This is a genomic window from Paenalkalicoccus suaedae, assembly GCF_006965545.2.
GTDB lineage: Bacteria > Bacillota > Bacilli > Bacillales > Salisediminibacteriaceae > Paenalkalicoccus > Paenalkalicoccus suaedae.
The window spans coordinates 1,243,248-1,262,897 of the sequence record NZ_CP041372.2; the positions used below are offsets into that span (position 1 = coordinate 1,243,248).

The 19,650-nt window shown below is 43.2% G+C and carries 20 protein-coding genes; 9 read left to right on the forward strand and 11 right to left on the reverse strand.

All coding sequences use genetic code 11. The features are described 5' to 3' along the window. Positions 1 to 46 precede the first annotated feature (46 nt). Entirely contained in the window at positions 47 to 847 is an 801-nt protein-coding gene (gene pgeF / locus FLK61_RS06750) for a peptidoglycan editing factor PgeF (RefSeq protein WP_176008724.1), read from the reverse strand. A 6-nt stretch (positions 848 to 853) separates the two neighbouring features. Further along, positions 854 to 1,048, reverse strand: coding sequence for a hypothetical protein (locus tag FLK61_RS06755; protein WP_176008725.1), 195 nt, complete (start codon positions 1,046 to 1,048; stop codon positions 854 to 856). A gap of 154 nt (positions 1,049 to 1,202) precedes the next feature. On the opposite strand from FLK61_RS06755, the gene FLK61_RS06760 reads away from it, so the two are divergent. Next, positions 1,203 to 1,511, forward strand: coding sequence for a hypothetical protein (locus FLK61_RS06760; RefSeq protein WP_176008726.1), 309 nt, complete (start codon positions 1,203 to 1,205; stop codon positions 1,509 to 1,511). 73 nt (positions 1,512 to 1,584) lie between these two features. Further along, positions 1,585 to 2,562 carry an aldo/keto reductase gene (locus FLK61_RS06765; RefSeq protein ID WP_176008727.1) on the forward strand — a complete coding sequence of 326 codons (978 nt, stop codon included), beginning with the start codon at positions 1,585 to 1,587 and terminating at the stop codon, positions 2,560 to 2,562. Positions 2,563 to 2,898: 336 nt separating this feature from the next. On the opposite strand, the gene FLK61_RS06770 is transcribed toward FLK61_RS06765, so the two are convergent. The 3 genes from FLK61_RS06770 to FLK61_RS06780 form a co-directional block, all read right to left on the reverse strand. Continuing rightward, positions 2,899 to 4,590, reverse strand: a complete 1,692-nt coding sequence (locus FLK61_RS06770) for a M3 family oligoendopeptidase (protein ID WP_176008728.1) — start codon at positions 4,588 to 4,590, stop codon at positions 2,899 to 2,901. Between the two features lie 115 nt (positions 4,591 to 4,705). Next, complete coding sequence (locus FLK61_RS06775; RefSeq protein WP_176008729.1) at positions 4,706 to 5,767, reverse strand: peptidoglycan-binding protein; 1,062 nt, start codon at positions 5,765 to 5,767, stop codon at positions 4,706 to 4,708. Positions 5,768 to 5,930: 163 nt separating this feature from the next. Beyond that, positions 5,931 to 6,467, reverse strand: a complete 537-nt coding sequence (locus FLK61_RS06780) for a GNAT family N-acetyltransferase (RefSeq protein WP_176008730.1) — start codon at positions 6,465 to 6,467, stop codon at positions 5,931 to 5,933. 54 nt (positions 6,468 to 6,521) lie between these two features. Between FLK61_RS06780 and FLK61_RS06785 the strand changes: the two genes are divergently transcribed. Together FLK61_RS06785 and map are read left to right on the forward strand one after the other, a co-directional pair. Beyond that, on the forward strand, positions 6,522 to 6,674 hold the full coding sequence (locus FLK61_RS06785; protein ID WP_176008731.1) for a hypothetical protein: 153 nt from the start codon (positions 6,522 to 6,524) through the stop codon (positions 6,672 to 6,674). A 65-nt stretch (positions 6,675 to 6,739) separates the two neighbouring features. Then, the gene (gene map / locus FLK61_RS06790; protein ID WP_176008732.1) at positions 6,740 to 7,510 is read left to right on the forward strand and encodes a type I methionyl aminopeptidase; all 771 of its coding nucleotides are present in this window, start codon (positions 6,740 to 6,742) and stop codon (positions 7,508 to 7,510) included. Positions 7,511 to 8,261: 751 nt separating this feature from the next. Here map and FLK61_RS06795 read toward each other — a convergent pair. Beyond that, positions 8,262 to 9,218: an alpha/beta hydrolase gene (locus FLK61_RS06795; protein WP_176008733.1), complete on the reverse strand. Its 957-nt coding sequence runs from the start codon at positions 9,216 to 9,218 to the stop codon at positions 8,262 to 8,264. Positions 9,219 to 9,372: 154 nt separating this feature from the next. Here FLK61_RS06795 and FLK61_RS06800 point away from each other — a divergent pair, with 154 nt between their 5' ends. From FLK61_RS06800 to FLK61_RS06810, 3 genes are all read left to right on the forward strand, one after another. Next, positions 9,373 to 10,209 (forward strand): STAS domain-containing protein, encoded by an 837-nt coding sequence (locus FLK61_RS06800; protein WP_176008734.1) that lies wholly within the window; start codon positions 9,373 to 9,375, stop codon positions 10,207 to 10,209. Positions 10,210 to 10,309: 100 nt separating this feature from the next. Beyond that, positions 10,310 to 10,966 (forward strand): CAP domain-containing protein, encoded by a 657-nt coding sequence (locus tag FLK61_RS06805; RefSeq protein WP_176011161.1) that lies wholly within the window; start codon positions 10,310 to 10,312, stop codon positions 10,964 to 10,966. A 108-nt stretch (positions 10,967 to 11,074) separates the two neighbouring features. After that, complete coding sequence (locus FLK61_RS06810; protein ID WP_176008735.1) at positions 11,075 to 11,917, forward strand: GNAT family N-acetyltransferase; 843 nt, start codon at positions 11,075 to 11,077, stop codon at positions 11,915 to 11,917. Positions 11,918 to 11,989: 72 nt separating this feature from the next. Here FLK61_RS06810 and FLK61_RS06815 read toward each other — a convergent pair whose 3' ends face one another. Together FLK61_RS06815 and FLK61_RS06820 are read right to left on the reverse strand one after the other, a co-directional pair. Next, on the reverse strand, positions 11,990 to 12,343 hold the full coding sequence (locus tag FLK61_RS06815) for a phasin family protein (protein WP_176008736.1): 354 nt from the start codon (positions 12,341 to 12,343) through the stop codon (positions 11,990 to 11,992). 15 nt (positions 12,344 to 12,358) lie between these two features. After that, the gene (locus FLK61_RS06820; RefSeq protein WP_176008737.1) at positions 12,359 to 13,999 is read right to left on the reverse strand and encodes an ABC1 kinase family protein; all 1,641 of its coding nucleotides are present in this window, start codon (positions 13,997 to 13,999) and stop codon (positions 12,359 to 12,361) included. A 137-nt stretch (positions 14,000 to 14,136) separates the two neighbouring features. On the opposite strand from FLK61_RS06820, the gene FLK61_RS06825 reads away from it, so the two are divergent. Both FLK61_RS06825 and FLK61_RS06830 read left to right on the forward strand, forming a co-directional pair. Next, entirely contained in the window at positions 14,137 to 15,198 is a 1,062-nt protein-coding gene (locus FLK61_RS06825) for a carbohydrate kinase (RefSeq protein ID WP_176008738.1), read from the forward strand. Next, on the forward strand, positions 15,198 to 16,109 hold the full coding sequence (locus FLK61_RS06830) for a pseudouridine-5'-phosphate glycosidase (RefSeq protein ID WP_176011162.1): 912 nt from the start codon (positions 15,198 to 15,200) through the stop codon (positions 16,107 to 16,109). The genes FLK61_RS06825 and FLK61_RS06830 overlap by 1 nt, the downstream gene beginning before the upstream one ends. A 52-nt stretch (positions 16,110 to 16,161) precedes the next feature. Here FLK61_RS06830 and FLK61_RS06835 read toward each other — a convergent pair whose 3' ends face one another. The 3 genes from FLK61_RS06835 to treP all read right to left on the reverse strand — a co-directional run bounded on the left by FLK61_RS06835 (position 16,162) and on the right by treP (position 19,280). Next, complete coding sequence (locus FLK61_RS06835; RefSeq protein ID WP_176008739.1) at positions 16,162 to 17,121, reverse strand: sodium-dependent bicarbonate transport family permease; 960 nt, start codon at positions 17,119 to 17,121, stop codon at positions 16,162 to 16,164. Positions 17,122 to 17,373: 252 nt separating this feature from the next. Continuing rightward, positions 17,374 to 17,733, reverse strand: coding sequence for a Na-translocating system protein MpsC family protein (locus FLK61_RS06840; protein ID WP_176008740.1), 360 nt, complete (start codon positions 17,731 to 17,733; stop codon positions 17,374 to 17,376). A 128-nt stretch (positions 17,734 to 17,861) separates the two neighbouring features. Further along, on the reverse strand, positions 17,862 to 19,280 hold the full coding sequence (treP, locus tag FLK61_RS06845; protein WP_176008741.1) for a PTS system trehalose-specific EIIBC component: 1,419 nt from the start codon (positions 19,278 to 19,280) through the stop codon (positions 17,862 to 17,864). Positions 19,281 to 19,650 lie beyond the last annotated feature (370 nt).

Here is a 19,650-nt window from a genome sequence, read left to right on the forward strand (position 1 = left end):
AAAAAAAGGTGGTGCCCGCATCTAGATGCAGGCATCACCTTTTATCTTATTCGAAGCGACCAATAAAGCTCATCATTCTGCCGGTTTTGCCATTGTCTCGGCGGTGAGAAAAGAAGAGGTCACTCTCGCAACTTGTGCAATATGAGGAGACGCGGATGTTCTCCTCTGGGATGCCCTCTTGAATGAGTAATAGCCTATTTGCTTCTTGTAGATCTAACGCATACTGACCCTTAGACGTTTCGGTAGAGTAGGTATCAGATGATGCTTGCAGGACCTCTCCAAGCTGCGTCATCACATGATCATCAACGGTATAGCAACAAGGACCGATGCCAGGACCAATAACTGCATGAACTTCATGCAAGTCAGCACCTTCAACGTCCTGCCAAAGACGAACCATTTTGCCTCCGATGTGCAGTGCAGTGCTACGCCAACCAGCATGAGCGACGCCTAGTAAGTTATCAGGACCTCTAAAATAGAGAGGGATACAGTCTGCAAAGCAGAGCGTTAAAAGAACGTTTTTTTCTTTTGTATATAGTCCATCCGTTCGTTTAATACTTGTATCGTATTGAAGCGATCCTTTGCCTGCCAGCGCTTGAGAGACTTTTACAATCTGATCCTGGTGCGTTTGATCCGCACCAACAAAACGTTCAATAGGGACAGAGAGAATCTCTGCTAGGCGCGAGCGATTCTCGCCTGCATCTGGATCGTGAACGTGTAAGCCGACGTTTTGGGTAGAAAAGTCACCTGTGCCGACTCCACCATTCCTCGTTGTAAAACCTGTTTGAAGATCTTCCCAGCCAGGAATAGTTAGGTAGTTTTCATGTGTGTGCAAAAATAGCTCACTCATTGTATCTTAATCCTTTCGATCTGGTTTTGATTCTGGTTCATACATATCGTATGCCTTTGGCTCTGATTTCGTTTTCGTTCGCTTAGACGCTTTTTTGAGTCGATATACGCTAAAGGATGCCGCAATAAATACTAATATCATAACGAGGTACGCATAGCCCATATTTGGGTCATTAGGATCTGGGACTGTAAAGATATCCACGTCGCACACCTTCCTTTCTCTTCAGTTAAATCATCTTTATTATAGCAAACCTCCTGTCTTTTCACACAGAAAGGTATTAGGATGAAGTGACAAATGATTGAATTTATGCCTTGGAGCAAGTAGCATGAATACTAGATAGGAAAGGAGCATGGAGATGGAGCCAATTGCAACACTACCTTACTTTAAAGTGCAGCGTGAAATGTCTAGTATCGAAATGAAAAATGTAGAGTATGAACGAAAGCTCTACTTATTTGAGGATCGATTGTTAACAAAGCACCGTGAGTTCCCGACCGAGCAGATTTTTGATATGTCTCATAGAGAAATGAGTGGAGAGGATTCCATCCTTTATTTACACACGAGCCGTGGCGTGTATTCCTATACGATAAAAGATGACCCAACGACTTTTATCCAAGCATTTAAGCGGTTAGAAAAACAAATTTTAGAAGAAAAAGCAAAAGAGTGAAAACGTTTTAGTTGTCACCGTCTACGTATTTTCCTATAGTTAGGGAGAAGATACGAGAAGAGGAGTGATGAGTGTGAATTATCGAACGCTTGGAGATCTAAAGATTAGTGAGTTAAGCTTTGGGACGTGGGCAATTGGTGGAGCCTGGGGCAAAACGAATGATGAAGAAGCGGTTAGAGGCCTAAAGCAGGCGATGGAGCAAGGTGTAAACTTTTTTGATACAGCAGACGTTTACGGCGATGGACATGCGGAGCGCTTAATTAGAGAGGCGACAAAAGGGCAAGAAGATCAAATTTATGTGGCAAGTAAGTTTTGTCGGGCAGGTGACATTCACGATCCTGTTACATATCAAGAGGAGAGCGTTCGCCATTACTTGGAAAAAACGCTGAAAAACCTAGGGCGTGAGCAACTTGATCTGTATCAAATTCACTGTCCTCCTTTAGAAATTATTAAGGATGGTAGTGTGTTTGAGGTATTAGATAAGTTGCAGCAGGAGGGGAAGATCCGTCACTATGGCGTGAGTGTGGAGACCGTTGAAGAGGGTCTTGAAGCTATGACGTATAAAAATGTTCGTGCCTTGCAGGTGATTTTTAATATTTTCCGCCAAAAGCCGGTACATGAGCTCTTCCCAATTGCAAAAGAAAAGGAAGTAGGAATCCTTGCACGGGTGCCACTAGCTAGTGGTCTATTGACGGGTAAATTTAAAGAATCGCATCAGTTTGAAGAGGACGATCATCGTAACTTTAATGCAGATGGTCAGCAGTTTAATGTTGGAGAGACGTTTGCTGGACTTCCGTTTGCTAAAGGTGTAGCTCTAAGTCAGGAGCTTGATTGGATTAAAGAGGGGCGTGAGTCAATGGCGAAGGCTGCTCTTAAATGGATCTTGGAGCACGATGCAGTGAGCTCTGTTATTCCTGGATTTAAGACGACGAAGCAGGTGGAGGATAGTCTCGGTGCGGTTGATGTTCCTGCCTTTACAGGCGAAGAGATGCAACGTTTGGAGACGTTTTATCAGGCGCATGTAAACGAGCATATTCGTGGACCATATTAAAAATGAAGAGGAGGCTGGGATAAAAGCGATGAAGCTGTCCCAGCCTTTTTGGTGTGGGGGGAACGGCGTGCGGTTATCCGGAAAGGCTGCTCAGTTATCCTTTTAAGGCAGATAGTTATCCGGAAACCGGGTTCGATTATCCGTTTAAGGCCGACAATTATCCGGAAAGGCTGCTCGATTATCCGTTTAAGGCCGACAATTATCCAGAAACGGGTCTCAGTTATCCGTTCACGCTAAAAAGTTATCTATCACACGTTTGCCGTTCCTCTCTTTTCACGACAACTAATTTCTTCATAAAAAAGAGGCGCAGAGATGTTGCATCTGCCCCTCTTCTTTTTAGTTTAATGCTTGAAGCTCGGATTGTAGGAATTCCATAAGCTCTTTAATTAAATCTTGAGAGAAATCGAAGCGAATGCCTGCAGCTTCGTATACCTCTGGTAGAGACTTAGATGAACCGAGCTTTAGTGCATCTGTGTACTGTTTAATGGCTTTTTCTTTATCTTGGCGATAGTTCTTAAATAGCTGTAGTGCACCGAGCTGAGCAATAACGTACTCAATGAAATAGAAAGGAACTTCAAAAATGTGCAGAATGCGCAGCCACATAGCCTCCTGCCAATCCTCCATACCGTCAAAATTAACGAATGTAGAGTCCAATTCTTCTTTTATTTGCTTAAAAGCAGCATTTCGCTCAGTTGCTGTATGCCCTGGATTCTCATAGAGCCAGTGCTGGAATTGATCGACGACCATTCCAAGAGGTAGGAAGTTAATGATGTCCTCTAAATGATCCTTTTTAGCTCGAATGAGATCCTCTTCATTTGGATAGTAGTGATCCCATTGATCCATCGTTAACAGCTCCATCGACATACTCGCGAGCTCAGCGGATTCCATCGGAGTTTCGCGATAGGCAGAGAGGTCTAGGGAAGTTGTAAAATCATTATGAATACAGTGACCCATCTCGTGAAGAAGCGTAATCATATCTCCGTGCGTTTTGGATGCGTTCATAAAAATAAAGCTTAACTCGGACACTGGTAGCTTCGAGCAAAAACCACCGGGCGCTTTGCCTTTGCGAGAGGTGAGGTCGAGCATTCCACGCTGATCCATTGTCTCAAGCAGTTCAGCAAATCGAGGGTCTAGTGTGCGGAAGATGTGTGCACCCTTTCCAACAAGCTCCTCACTTGTCTCAAATGGCTTTAATGGCTGTAGACCTTCTTTTACCGCTGCAGTATCCCACGGTCTATACTCATCTACTCCGAGCTCTTCTTTGTGCTTCCTTTGAAGCTCTTCTTTAAGTGGCACAACGTGCTTTTTAATCGCTTCAGCTAACTGCTTACAATCTTCAGGCGTGTAGTCAAAGCGCTCATATTTTTTAAACATATAGTCGCGATAGTTAGCAAGCCCAGCGTTATCTGCTTTTTTCTTACGAATAACAAGGAGCTCATCCATTATCCCTTGGAGCTTATCTTGGACAGAAAGAAATGCGTTAGCCTGCAGCGTGACCGCCTTTTTACGCACTTCACGATCACTAACCTGCGCATAAGGGGAGATTTGACTAAGCGTTTTCTCTTCGCCATCCCACTCAACTGTTAAGCCTCCAGTAGTCTCAAAATACGCATTAGCAAGCTTTGCTTCCTCTACTTCGAGGGCGATATTCTGTTCTCTAAAGAGGCTTTTTGCATTACGAGTGCTTTGAATAAAGAGGTCATAGTATGGGCTTGGTAGCTCTGATAAATATGGACTTTGAAGGATCTTCTCATCAAGCTTTGCTTCAAATGCTTTCTTAATTGGCTCAATGTGATCCTGATCAAATTCTACCGCTTCCTTTGCGCTTTCTGAGTCACTTTGACACTGGAACTCAATGTAGTGGCCTGACAAAATCTCTTCCACTTCATCCTGCACGCGCGAATACCTAATTAGCCAGTCCTCTAGCTGTGTGGCAGAAGTGATTTCCTCTTCTAAAAGCTTCGTATAAATTCCTTCTAATTCCTTTGTGTTAGAAAAATCAATCTTTTCTACATAAAAAGATGTCATATGTATCCTCTCCTTTTGACAGCGTCTTCTTTATCATAATAGAAATTGGGAGTAATTGCTAGCTAAACAACTAAAAAACGCACGCCATGTCGGCGTGCGTCCTACATCCTTATAATTAAGGAGTTTCTACGATTGTTACAGATACATTTTGGCGACCAAAGTTTAGCGCATCTTCACGTGATGGCATGAATAGGTCGATTTTGTTACCTTGGATTGCTCCACCGATGTCGCCAGCTACAGCACGACCATAGCCTTCTACTTCAACGATAGATCCAAGTGGGATAACGTCAGGGTCTACAGCTACAACCTTTTGGTCTGGGTTGCTTCGTAGATCGATTCCTGTAAACGTTACACCTGAACAACCTTCACAGTAAGCAGTGTAAGCAGTTGCTTCCATGTTTAGAGTTGTTCCGTCTGTTTCGTTACTTGTTGCTTGCGCTGCCTCAGTTGTAGATTCAGCTTGTACAGCTTCTTCAGCTGGAGCTTCTTCCTGAGCAGGCTCTTCTACTACAGGCTCTTCAGCAGGTGTTTCTTCTGCTACTGGTTCTTCTGCAGGTACTTCTTCTTGTACAGGCTCTTCTACAACAGGTTCCTCAGCAGGCGCGGCTTCTTGAGCTGGCTCAGTTTGGTTTACTCCTGGATTGTAGCGGCTTGTTACTTCGTGAAGTGCTGCATACGTTTCTGGACCTGCAACTCCTTGAGGGTCTTCGGTTACACCATGGTTACTTTGGAAAATAACGAGTGCTTCCTCTGTAATTGGTCCAAAGATACCGTCGATGTTAAATCCGTAAAGACCAAGCTCTGCTAAGTCTTTTTGTAGTTCTTCTACTAAATAGCCAGTGTCGCCGTGAGATAATTCACTTAGCGCACCTAATGTTTGAACACCAGGTAGACCATCTACAAGCAGATCATTTTCTGCTTGGAAGTTGCGAACTGCTTCTGCAGTGTGCGCATCGAATGTGCTATCAAAGCTATGAGTAGCATCTAGAAGATCATTTTCTCCTAAAAGCTCTTTAAGTTCTACCACGTGCTCATGTACTTTTCCTTCGTACAAGAGTTTCTCGCCAAGGTCTGTACCCTCTTCAGCTGCGCTTGCTTGCCCGCTTGCAAACAGAATTGCTCCTGCTGCGATCGCTGACATTCCAAAGCGTCGAAGAGTAGATTGACTTTTGTCCATATAATGGAACCTCCTTTGTTGTTGCGTTGATGTCAAATTGAGTTGATGTCAACGAGCATCATCGTACCAAGCAATTCAACAAGGATCAATAGATAAGGGCTCCATTTAATATAATGACATGCGATTGTTACGTGGTGAAATGTTCCTGTCATGAACAAGAGATTTAACCATTATTAACAGGTATTTCGCGTGAATATAGCCACTGTTCTTTGAGAATTGCCATTTCATAGAGGGTAAGGGATGTCTCTCCAACTACCACGTGATTCTCTTTTATCTCCGTCACCTTAAAGCCCAAGCGCTCATATAATAGCTTAGCTTTTGGATTATTATCAAAAACACCTAACGTCACTTTCACCAAATCTAACTCTTTAAAGGCAACGTGAAGTGCTTGCTCGATCATCTTTTTACCGTAGCCTTTACCACGATGTGCATCGTTAATCAGTACTTTACCAATGCGAGCTGATCGAGTAAGCGGGTTTATGTACCTCAACGCGAGATGTCCAATAAGACCGTCGTCTTCCGTTGAACACGCAAAGAGTCTACTCGTTTTTTCTCCTATATAACGATCTAGCTGGTCGTGTGTGAGGGGAAAGGTGAAGGTTGTGCCAGACCAAGTTATCATGAACTCCTCGTCAGTAGCATTGATCCAAGTCATTAGAGGATCAACATGTTCTTTTGTGAATGGCGATAATGTTATCATGGATATGACTCCTTTTTAGTAAAAGTATAGAGGTTGAGTGACCAGGAGGGAATCATGAACGGGATAATTTTTATTATTTGTTTAGCGATGGCGTTAGTTGGGCCTGTCACGCGCGTGCTCGGATATCCGTCGATTTATTTTTACGTAATCAGCTTAGTCGGGATCGTAGGGATTGTTTATATAGAAAATAGTAGGCGCAGGTCTTGAGATTAGGAATAAGCTCTTGATATGATAGATAGGGTTAATAAGAAGAAAGTTGATGAGGTGAGAGAATGATTCAGAGAAAGTCTGAACGTGAAATAGAGTTAATGAAGGAATCTGGTCGTTTAGTCGCAAGCTTACACAAAAAGATTGCGACGATGATTAAACCAGGAGTTACAACACTTGAGATTGATCGATTTGTAGAGGATTCCTTAAAGAAAGTAGGCGCGAAGCCTGCGCAAAAAGGATATCAAGGCTATGCATTCGCAACATGTGCGTCTATTAATGATGAGATTTGCCATGGTTTCCCCCGAAAAGGCAAGCTAGTAGAGGGCGATATTGTGACGATTGATTTTGTCGTTGATTATAATGGGGGGCTCGCTGACTCTGCGTGGACGTATGAGGTTGGTAGCGTAACAGATGAGGTGAAGAAGCTGAATCAGGCGACGAAAGAGGCGCTTTATAAAGGAATTGAGCAGGCTGTTGCCGGTAACCGTATCGGAGATATTGGGGCGGCAATTCAATCCTATATTGATCCACTTGGATATGGGATCGTGCGTGATTTTGCTGGACACGGGATCGGACCGACGATTCATGAGTCGCCTAATATTCCACACTATGGGCAGCCTAGCCGCGGCGCAAGGCTGAAGGAGGGCATGGCCATTACGATTGAGCCGATGATCAATATTGGCGAGTGGCAATCCTCGATGGACAGCAACGGCTGGACCGCTCGTACCCAAGACGGTTCGCTTTCTTCTCAATACGAGCACACGCTCATTGTTACAGACGGCAAACCAATCATCACAACCGATCAAGACCGTGATGACCTGTTTGATCTATAAGCTGCGGGAGAAAATAGGAGAGGCAGCACTTGACTAGGTGCTGCTCTTTTTATTTTGCTCTATAGGCGTGAGCTCTGTTAGCACAATGATTTAAGGAGCTTAGGTTGAAAGGATAGATAACTAGCGCGAGAATAGCTATTTTTTTGGATACAGTGGCTCTTCGCGCATGACGGTGTTGTCATATGCGCGCTATTCATATAGTAAGTTTAATTTTATGAGGTTGGGTGTGGGATACAACTTCGGGAGAACGGTAGAGTGCGAAGTCCATAAGGCTGGGAACAGGCACATAAAACTCAGATGGGGCACATAACTCTGGAATGCGGAACATAACTATGCGAGAGGCAGGGCACGAAGTCCATAACTCTGGGAACAGGCACATAAAATCTAGATGGGGAACATAAAACTGGAATGGGGAACATAAAACTGGAATGTGGAACATAACATTGCGTGCGCGGAGCACGAAGTCCATAACTTCGAAATCAGGCACATAAAATCCAGATGGGGCACATAATTCTGGAATGCGGAACATAACTATGCGAGAGGCAGGGCACGAAGTCCATAACTCCGAAACAAGGCACATAAAATCTAGATGGGGAACATAAATCTGGAATGCGGAACATAACTTTCATTTAAGGAACATAACTATCAAAAATCACGCACACTCCCCCCTTAAAACCTCACCAGCCCCAAAAACAATCTTCATTTACATATAAAAAAGACTAGGAAGCTGTACTTCCTAGCCTTATCTCTATTAATTAGCAAGTGCATCTTCTATAAATGGGAGAACGCGTTCTAAATACTCCTCTGGCATGTCTGGATAGGTCTGGACATGATCTGGACCTTCTGGTAACCAAATGTCAAAGGCATCTGGATGCAGGGCATGCATCCGCTCGCTTTCTGTGTATGGAATGAGTGGATCGTCGATGCTATGGATAAACAGAATTGGCGTTGGATAGATGCTGTTAACTGCTTCTATAGGTTCGAGTCGGTCTACATCTATACCTGTATACAATGGTGCTGTATAAAGAATGATTGGCGTGAAAGGAAAGTCAGGTAGATTCGTCCAAACGGACATATTCGTTTCTAAATAGCTACGTAAGCTACTGAATGGACTATCTACAACGATGCTAGCAATATCTTCGCTATCTTCGCGCCCAGCGTAGCCTAATGTCGTTGCGGCTCCCATTGATATACCGTAAAGGATAACTGGATCATCGAATCGTTCATTTGCCCATTCGACTGTGCCGGCTAAATCGTCCTGCTCCATGTCTCCAATTGTCGTGATAGATCCTGCTGAATCGCCTGCGTTACGAAAATCATAGAGAATAACGCGATAGCCTTCCTCTCTAAATTCATTCGCTAATGATAGAAAGCCGACGTTTTCTTCCTCACGATTGCCCCTATAACCATGGCTCATGATAATAGTAGCCGTAGCATCGGACTCTGGTTCAATAAGCCAGCCGCTTAATGATGTTTCACCGTCAGCGCTAAAATAGGACATATCTTCATAAGGGAGATCAACATCCTCTGGAGTCCCCATGAGAGGTTTTGTGTCCGTTCGTGTCATGTTAAGTCCAACATAAACGGATATTCCTAATATCACGATTGTGAGCATGACTACTAAAAATACAAGTAGCCTAACGAGCCACCTGAATGGTCGCTTTGGCTTTGGTGCGTAAAGTGGTTCTACTGGTATGTGTCCTGCCAAAATGGTACCTCCTTCTAAACTTCTACTCTATGTATCATACCTTATTAAAAGGATAGATTTGGACTATTTTTGCGAAAAAAAGGCATGAATTTTGTCAAAAGGGTTTTATTTACACCTCATCTAGTTTTTAATGGTGACAAGGAGGGATTACGTTATGGTTAATCCGCTTATCTCTTCTATTGGAGAGGCGCTTCAACATTCAAAGGAGACGATTGCCCATGATATTTATCAATCGTTTCGTACGAAGCACGATGTTCAATTTTCTAAAATACCGCAGGATAGTTTTTTAAAGAAATTAGAGGCATATGTAGAGATTTTGGGCAGTGAACTCAAAGAGCATGCAACGGAAGATACAAATCTCGCAGCTCGTGAGTGGGGCAAGGAATTTGGTAATCACGCAGCAAGTCTAGGCTTGTCAGCTGAAAAAGCGATGCTAGTTGTACCAATTCTACGAAGAACTCTCTATGAAATCATTCGAGCAGAATTTGGTCGCGAAGTGCATGATGTGAAAGATTACTATGAAATTGCTGATGCGATTGATCCTATTTTAGATCGGACCATCTATGCGTTTACACAAGAGTATGTAGAGGAGAATGAGAAGAGCTTAGCGCAGGTTCAGGCTGAAGTAATGGAGCTATCCGTCCCAGTAGTACCTTTAACACAAGAGGTGGCGATCCTACCTATTATTGGTACCATTAACTCCACTAGGTCACAGCTGTTGCTCACGCAAGCATTAGATCGTGGAAGGGAGCTCAAACTCTCCCACTTAATTGTTGATTTATCTGGCGTGCATGTGATGGATACGTATGTGGCACAAAACTTATTTAACTTGCACGATGCGTTAAAAGTAGTTGGAATCAAAGCTATTTTTTCTGGGCTTCGACCATCACTAGCTCAAACTCTCGTTCATCTAGGAATCTCATTTGAGCATGTAGCAGTAGTTAGTAATTTAAAGCAAGCATTAAAAATGGCAGATCTATCACTCTCCTAATATTGGTTCTCTTACCAATCAGATCTTACTGGAAACCTTTTCCCCTTGCCCACAAGGGGATTTTTTTGTGTTTTAATTACTCTCGTGGAGGTGATTTATGATGCTAAAAAAACTACTGGCATCAGTTGCAACGATTTTTGTTTTATCTATATTCTTCGCGGTAGCAGCAAGTGCCCAAACACATACCGTAGAAAGAGGAGAGACACTTTGGCAAATCTCGCAAAAGTATAATGTCTCCCTACAAGAGTTGGTAAGGAATAATCAGTCGCTCACAAACCCGAACGTTATTTATCCAGGACAACGCATTACCGTATCTCAGCCAAGCGGTCAAGCACAGGCGCAAACGCAACCACAGACTCAAGATCAAAATATGTCACAGTTTGAGCAAGAGGTCGTGCGCCTTACAAACATAGAGAGACAAAAGCAAGGTCTACCTGCGCTTCGCGCGAATGCTAGTCTTGCAAACGTAGCGAGAGTAAAATCACAGGATATGAGAGATCGCAATTATTTTTCTCACCAAAGTCCAACATACGGTAGCCCATTTGATATGATGAGACAATTCCAAATCTCTTATCAGTCAGCTGGTGAAAATATTGCAGCGGGTCAAACGACGCCTGAGCAAGTCGTACAAGGATGGATGAATTCACCTGGTCACCGTGCCAACATTATGAGCACGTCATTTAATCAAATTGGAATTGGATATGCGCAAGGTGGCTCTTATCGTCACTATTGGACGCAAATGTTTATCCGAAATTAAAGAGTTGCCATAATCACGAGTTAGTTGATATGGATTGACGGATATGAGAGGATTTTTACGTCAATTTATAGTATACTAATAGAAAGAATCGTGAATGAGGTGATGGGGATGCAATTCAAGGAATATTCACATGCAAAAGATGTGTTAGCGCGAGTTGGGCCAATGCTCGAAAAGCGTGAGGTGCAGCACAATCTGCCCCTTGGTGTCCTTCGCCAGTTAGAACGTGAACGAGATCCAGATTGTTTTTTGGCTGTAGGAGAACGTGATGGTGAACCTGTATCTGTCATGATCCAGACACCTCCAAGAAAGCTCATTATATGTGGGAAACAAGATGCAATGAAAGAGACGGCAGAATGGATGTATCAAGTTAAACCAGATTTGAATGGAGTGATCGGATGCTCCGACAGTGCTGAAGCATTTACTCGTGCCTGGACGGAAATTTCTGGCGCGGCTTCAGAGCCGGTGAGACGTCAAGTTATCTTTCGTCTAGATAAGGTGAAGGAGTTTGACCGACCACAAGGGAAGCTGACGTATGCAAATGAAGATGACTTTGAGCTTGTCATGTCTTGGACGGAGGAGTTTGCTCTTGGATCAATGCGAGCATCTGACCTCGAACGTTTAGAAGAGACCGTTATGCAGGAGATTAAACATAATCAGGTTTTCCTATGGCGAGACCAATACTGCACGCCAGTTTCAATGGCGAAGCGCGCCCGTGAGCTCACAAATGGCATCGTCGTAAACTATGTTTATACGCCAGAGGAGTACGAGCGTCAAGGTTTCGCAACGGCATGTGTAGGCGCACTTTCAGAGCGACTGCTTAAAGAAGGATATCGCTTTTGTAGCGTTAACACAAATGATGACCATGAGGCATCCCAATCTGTTTATAAAAAGCTAGGCTATGAGCCAGTCGGTTCGGCAATAGAATTTAGCTATACAACATCTGTTACGTGAGGAGAGAGCCCGAGGTGGCTCTCTTTTTTGCATAGAAAAAGCAGAGCCACATAGGGCTCTGCATATGCATACTTATGACAAATGATCGTTTGAGTCTACGGGAGCTTCTTTCGCTGCAAGCTCCTGCTCTAAAGCCAGCACTCGTCTTTCAAGCGTATCAACCTTCTCTAGTAGCTCCGCATGCTCATCTCGAGACACAAGGTGCATGTCTTCTAACAACATACGAATGCGCTCCTTTGAACGTCGGCTTAGCTCCTCTTCTTTCTCCGTACCTTTTGTAAGTAATTGTGCATAAAGTGCGTCTGCTTTATCTGGTTTTACTTTCCCTTTAGATACAAGATCATCAACGTAATGACTAACCTTTTCCTTACTTGTTGCTGCTGCACCTAATCCTAATAGGAAACCTGTTTTTAGTACTTTTCTCATGATAATTCCTCCTCGTTAATGTGGTCTGTTTTTACTGATCCACTTATGGTGACGAATCAGGAAGACGAATAAAGTGCTTATGCTTACAACGGTTAAACCGGTTGAGCCGTAAATGAGTGTTTCCTGTGCAAGAAGAATAGAGATAAATAGCATAAACAGCGATAACCCTGTAAAGAGACCACTAAAGGTTAAGATGAGCAAATAGCGCTGATTAGAAAATGAATGGAACTGGCGTCTTTCTTCTGATCGAAGAGCAGACTTTGGTGATTCTAAGTATTCATTCATATTACGCGGAAGAGAGAGAAGTGGTTTTACCGAATCTTTTAAGACTTGGAGCCTGATATCTTCTTCCGAATTATCTGCTTCATCTAACCATTCTAGAACAACAGGTTTGCCAAGTTCGATAAAATCAATATCCGGGTCAATGATGGTTAACACCCCTAGACCAATAGAAGCGGCTCTCCCTAAAAAGGCAAATTCAACTGGGAGTTGAATAGGCTGCTCTCGGACCAAAGCCTGTAAATCCTCGAAGATTTCCTCGACGAGCTTTTGGTCCATGGTCGAGATATCTTGAGAAAGGTATAAATCGACGGATTCTCTTAAAATCTGTTCAAGCTTATATTTATTCGCATTCGGTAATAAAAAGCCGAGCTCCTGTAATTGATCGATAACGAGCTTATAGTCATCAAGAACGAAGCCTTGTAGCATTCGTCTGATTTTTGCAGAATCGCCGCGTGATATATAACCGATCATGCCAAAATCGAGAATGACGATGGTGCCATCAGCTTTAATTAATATGTTGCCTTGGTGTGGATCAGCGTGAAAGGCGCCTTGATCAAGTAATTGATCAATGAAAAATTGAAAGACGCTGGCAGCTGTTTTTTTACGGTCAATTCCATGTTGCTTCATAAACGAGATATCTGTTACTTTACGCCCTTCAATCCATTCCATGACAAGTACTTTACTTGTACAGTATTCTTCGTAAAACTGCGGGATGTAATAAGCATCCGTTCCAGAAAAACGTTGCTGAAAGCTTTGAGCATTTTTACGTTCCTTTGTATAATCAAGCTCATCCCCAACGATGGATACAACCTCACGATACAAAGCTTTCGTATCAATCTCTTTACCAAACTTCGTGAATTTATCGGTAATGAATAAAACAATACGAAGCGCTTTAAAATCTGTCTGTACGATAGACGCAACGCGGTGGCGCTGTATTTTAATAGCAACCTCCTGACCATTGCGCATTCGTGCCTGAAAGACTTCCCCAATTGAGGCAGATGCGACAGGTTTATCACTTACCCATTCTAAGTAGTTATAAATGTCTTGGCCCCATTCTTCCTCTAAAATTCCTAATGAGATATCGGAGGAGACTGGGGGAACTTGGTCAATTAAATCTGCAAGCTCTTTTAAAAAGATCTCTGGCATAATGTCGGCGCGAGTACTTAAAAATTGCCCGACTTTTATCATTAAGCCTTCAAGCTTCAAGGCAACCTTTCGATATTCGATCGCCTGCTTTTGTAAGAGCTTCTCCCACTTTTCTTGGGTAGGAGAGTCCCACGTCTTGTGTCGCTTATTAAAAATATATAGCTGGAGTACAAATTTGATGAACATCTTTACGATAATAAAGATGCGATAAAGCGAGTTGTATTTCATGCGTACCCCTTCTTTCTTAAATGACTACATGACATGATTTTACAGAAAAATCAGCAGAATTGAAAGGAAAGAGAAATAAACATTTGACTATTAGATAAACAAAAGTTTATAATTTCCGTAAAGGTAGGTGACAGCATGTGAATAAGAAGGAAACACAGCTATTGGCACTGATACAACAAAACCCATATATTTCTCAGCAAGAGCTCGCAGATCAGCTAGATTTGTCGAGATCTGCCGTAGCTGGATACATCTCTAATTTAATGAAGGACGGGGTTATTTTAGGAAAAGCATACGTCCTCAATAAATTACCAACAGTCCTTTGTATTGGAGGAGCTAACTTAGATAGAAAGCTTCATGTGAAAGGCGCATTTCAGTGGGAGGACTCTAACCCTGTTTTTGGCACAGAAAGCTATGGGGGAGTTGCTCGTAATATTGCAGAAAACTTAGCTAAGCTACAAGTAGAGACGGCTTTATTTACGACGATTGGTATGGAAAGTAGCGGTCAGGAAATGCTGCGGTCTTTGAAGAATGTCGATACGTCTGCTTCTATTCATGTTGCTGGTCGAAACACTGGTACTTACACAGCCGTGTTAAATGAACAAAATGAGCTTATGTTTGCGCTCGCTGAAATGGATATTTACGATACGCTGACGCTCGCGATGGTAAAGCAACATCAGCATAAGCTGCGGCAGGCTTCTATTATTGTCATGGATACAAACTTTTCGAAAGAGGTTTTAGAAGAGGTAGTGAAGCAAAAACAAGCGAACCAACAACTCGTTATCGTGCCGGTATCCGCTAAAAAAATGGATCGATTGCCGGATAGCTTGCATGGCATTACAACGATGATTTTAAATCGTACAGAGCTTCAAACGATCTCGGAAGGCAACTCGTTAGAGGAGCACGCATATCACTTACGCGAGCAAGGTGTAGAAAACGTGATCGTAACATTAGGTCGAGAGGGTGTTGCATACTTTTCTGCCAATGAATCGGGTACGCTCGAAGCTATTGAGGTAGATGTTGTGGACGTGACAGGAGCGGGCGACGCGTTTAGCTCAGGAGTCGTGTTTGAAATGCTACGTCAGTCGTCGCTTGAGGCAGCATGTCGAGCTGGACTAATGGTTGCTAGTGAGACATTAAAAACGGACACAACAGTTGCAGACCACATTACAAGAGAGCTATTAGAAGGGGTGGAAGAATGATGGAGAAATACGTCAAATATTCAGAAGAAGTAAAGCAGGCAATGGAGGCTGGCAAGCCAATCGTCGCGTTAGAATCAACGATTATCTCACACGGGATGCCGTACCCACAAAACGTGGAGATGGCAACGACAGTTGAGCGAATCATTCGGGACAACGGCGCAGTTCCTGCCACGATTGCGATTATGGATGGCAACATTTTAATCGGCTTATCTGAAGAGGAGCTTGAGAGATTGGCTACGGCTAAAGATGTGAAAAAGGTAAGTAGACGCGACTTAGCGTCTGTAGTAGCTGATGGGTCAATCGGCGCAACAACGGTTGCTGCAACAATGATTTGCGCGGAGATCGCAAACATTGCGGTATTTGTAACGGGTGGTATCGGTGGCGTGCACCGCGGTGCGGAGACTACGATGGACATTTCGGCTGATCTGCAGGAGCTTGCTCAGACAAATGTTGCTGTCGTGTGTGCCGGTGCAAAGTCAATTTTAGATATTGGCCTAACCCTTGAGTATTTAGAAACAAATGGTGTACCTGTAATCGGCTATCAGTCGGAGGCATTCCCTGCGTTTTATAACAGAGACAGCGGTTTTGGAGTAGACATTCATGCAACGGATGCTGAGGCTGTAGCTTCAACGATGAAAGTGAAGTGGGATCTTGAGCTTGATGGAGGTATTGTTGTTGCGAATCCTGTACCTGAGGAGAGTGAGCTCAAGAAAGAATACATGGATGGTATTCTAGAACAAGCACTTCGTGAAGCGGATGAGCAAGGGGTAAAGGGAAAAGATACAACACCATTTTTACTTGCTAGATTAAAAGAAATCAGTGAAGGGGAGACGTTAAAGACGAATATCGCACTCGTCTACCACAATGCGAAAGTTGGCGCAGAAATCGCTGTTGCTTATAATAGAAAGTAAGAGAAAAGCACGTGCTAGGGAGTGAATACACTTCCTTTGCACGTGCTTTTTGTTAGCCAGCGACAATTTTTATGAAGACTGGGATTCCTATTAACAGATTAAATGGGAAGGTGACTGCTAGAGCCATTGTTAAGTAAAAGGATGGCTTAACGTCTGGCACAGATGCCTGAAGCATAGCTGGGGCAGCGATATAGGAGCCACTTGCAGCTAGAGCCATGAGCAATATCGTACCTCCATCGGATAACCCCGTAAGCCCAGCTGCGACATATCCAAAGAATCCACCAATGATAGGAAATAAAACGCCTGCTATCACCAATTTAAGTCCGTATTCTTTAATACTGTGAAGATGACTACCAACTTTTAACCCAAGTCCAAGCAGGAAAATAAGTAAGACTCCAGGGAATAAATCAATAAAAAATGGTTCTAGAGTAGCTGGATTTGGAGCGGCAAAACCAGCTACGAGACCAGCTAATAAAAGCAGAATACTTTTTGACATCACGCTCTCAAGCATGACGGAGCTCACTGATGACTGGGGAACGATGCCGAGAACCACTTGTTGCTTCAAGCTTTGGTAAAGAAGCAGAGCCACAACAAGTCCTGGGATTTCCATAATGACAACGAGAGTGGTCATATACGGCTCATAGATTATCCCAATCGTTTCGAGCTGAGCAGCGGCTGCAGCAAAGGTTACTAACGATACAGAACCGAATGTTGCGGCCATAGCAATTCGCTCTTCTAGTTGAAATTTTAGTAGGCGACCTATTAAGTAGCCAACAAGCGGTAATAAAATGCCTAGTGTAAGAGCGGCGGTTAATGGCCCGGATAAATCCGCCCACGTTACAGTAGATAGCCCAATCCCTCCTTTGATTCCAATTGCGAGTAGTAAATAGATATTTAGGGCGATACTTAAGGATTCGGGAATTTTTATATTTGAATTCCCAAGCGCTGCAATCACTCCCACGATAAAAAGAATAACAGGTGGGCTTGTCAGCATAAATAGTACCATTTCCATGTCACATTCTCCTCCTACGAACGACAAAAAGCGCACACTCAAAAAAGAGTATGCGCTGTATGCAGATGGCTCGAGCTATCTCGCTCCATCAAAGCCGACAAATCGCCGATTAAGTTAGTTTTTAATAGGTAGCTCCGTACCTTTTGGGATATGCTGGATTTCCACATGTGGCTCTCCGTGCATCTGTAAAGGCAGTTTCTACTAAGGATATTATTTGCTATTGGACGTACATTTGTCAACTGAAATAGTGATTTATTCTGCGTTCCAAGGTGCATCGAATTTAAAAACGAGGAGTCGCTCGCCGGTTTTTGTGCTTATATCCGTGTGTAGCGAGGTCAGTTTTCTTTTAAATGTCTCTTCAACCATAGCTTCTAGCTGAGGGCGTCCAGATTCTACGAGATCATTTCTAAATTTCTTTAATTGCTCTCTGCCGGAGACCTCTTTGGCAAGGTGATATTCCGCTGGGGTTAAGACTCCGTTTAATGTGACGATTGCCATATCTCGTAGCAGATCACATTTACAGGAGAGAGAGCCTCGCCCTAAATATTCTTTTTCCCATTGAGTAACGCGAGCGCTAAACTGCATTTCTAGCTGACCTTTAGATGGATTCATTTATAGTAGCCCCTAACTCTATTGTGATTAACTGAGCTTAATGTACGAAAAAGAGGCAGAGAAGTCAATAGTATAAAAAAGGAGAAGAGCGGTCTGCTCTTCTCCTTTTACTATTTTGTGAGAGTGTCCTATAGCTTTTCACGAACAACGAGTTTGCCGTAAAGAAGTGTAAGGATAATTGGTAATACGAAGGCGACGATCATTCCTAGGAAGAAGGAGAACCAGAAGCCTGGGACGATAGAAAGAATACCTGGTAGTCCGCCGACACCGATGGATGTTGCGATAACGCCGTTATAAGCGATAAAGGCACCGGCGATGGACGCACTAATGATAGCTGCAATAAACGGGAACTTGTAGCGAATGTTTACACCAAACATCGCGGGCTCCGTTACCCCAAGGTAAGCAGATAGTGCAGATGATCCTGCAAGACCTTTTGTATTCTCGTTTTTAACGAGGAATAGCATAGCTAATGCAGCAGACCCTTGTGCAATATTCGATAGCGCTAGAATTGGCCATAGCGGTGTGCCGTCACCTGTTCCTGTAAGCTGAATATCAATTGCTAGGAATGCGTGGTGCATACCTGTTACAACAAGCGGCGCATAAAGAAGTCCGTAAACGAGACCACCGATTGTCGGAATAACGCTAAACATCCACTCAAATCCTGCTGTGATACCGTTACCGATAGCAAATGTGATTGGGCCGATTACAATAAACGTGATTAAACCTGTTACTAATAGTGCAACTGGTGCAACAACTAATAGTTGAATAGCATCAGGTACACGATTGCGTAACCATAGTTCAATTTTGGCTAATACAAACGATGCCACAAGTACTGGTAATACTTGACCTTGATAACCGATTGCTTCGACTTGTAAGCCGAATAGGTTCCAAACTGGGACCTCACCCGCTTCAGATGCCTCTGCGTATCCCCAAGCGTTCAATAGGTCCGGATGAACGAGAATTAAACCGAGGACGATACCGAGTAAATCACTACCGCCAAATCGTTTCACTGCCGACCAACCTATTAATGCGGGTAGAAACGCGAATGCGGCGCTGGCAATGATGTTAATCATTTCAGCGAGACCTTCCCACTGTGGGTACATTTCAATTAATGATAGTTCATCGTTGAAAATTCCAGGACCAGTTAAAATATTGTTAAGTCCTAGCAGTAAACCTGCGGTTACAATGGCCGGTAAAATAGGAATGAAAATGTCTGCTAACGTTTTAATAGCTCGTTGGAATGGATTCATCTTTTGAGATGATGCATTCTTTACATCTTGCTTAGATGACTCTGAAATAGATGTTGCTGCAATTAACTCTCTGTAGACTTGGTCGACTGTACCTTGACCAATAATGACCTGAAACTGTCCGTTCGTTGAGAAGGAGCCTTTTACGATATCGATATTTTCTAGTTTATCAGTATCGACAATGCTCTCATCCTTTAAAGAAAACCGGAGTCTAGTTACACAATGCGTGGCTTTGTCGACATTCTCTTCGCCACCAATGGCTTCGAGAATATCCTGGACTTGCTGATCGTACTTACCCATTATTATGACCTCCTAAAACGGTTACATTCTATTCTTGTATATACAACTTAGTTGCTTATGGTGCTATTATAAGTTGTATATACAAGTATTGCAAGCGTTTTATTTCTAGTTATGCGTACCCTTTTTTTGGAGTTTGATAACGTGTTGATTTGAGGGGGGGTGAGGCAGCTGGGATATGTAGATGTGGTGAGGTTATGAAAAAATGGATGGAGGTAATGACAGAATCGGGAACGGTAATGACAAAATGGGCAGAAGTAATGACAAAATTGGGGGCGGTTATGACGAAATGAGCGAAGGTAATGACAAAATCCAAAGTTACGAAGAAAATATAACAAAGACGTTGCCCCAGTATATTAGGACAACGTCTCAA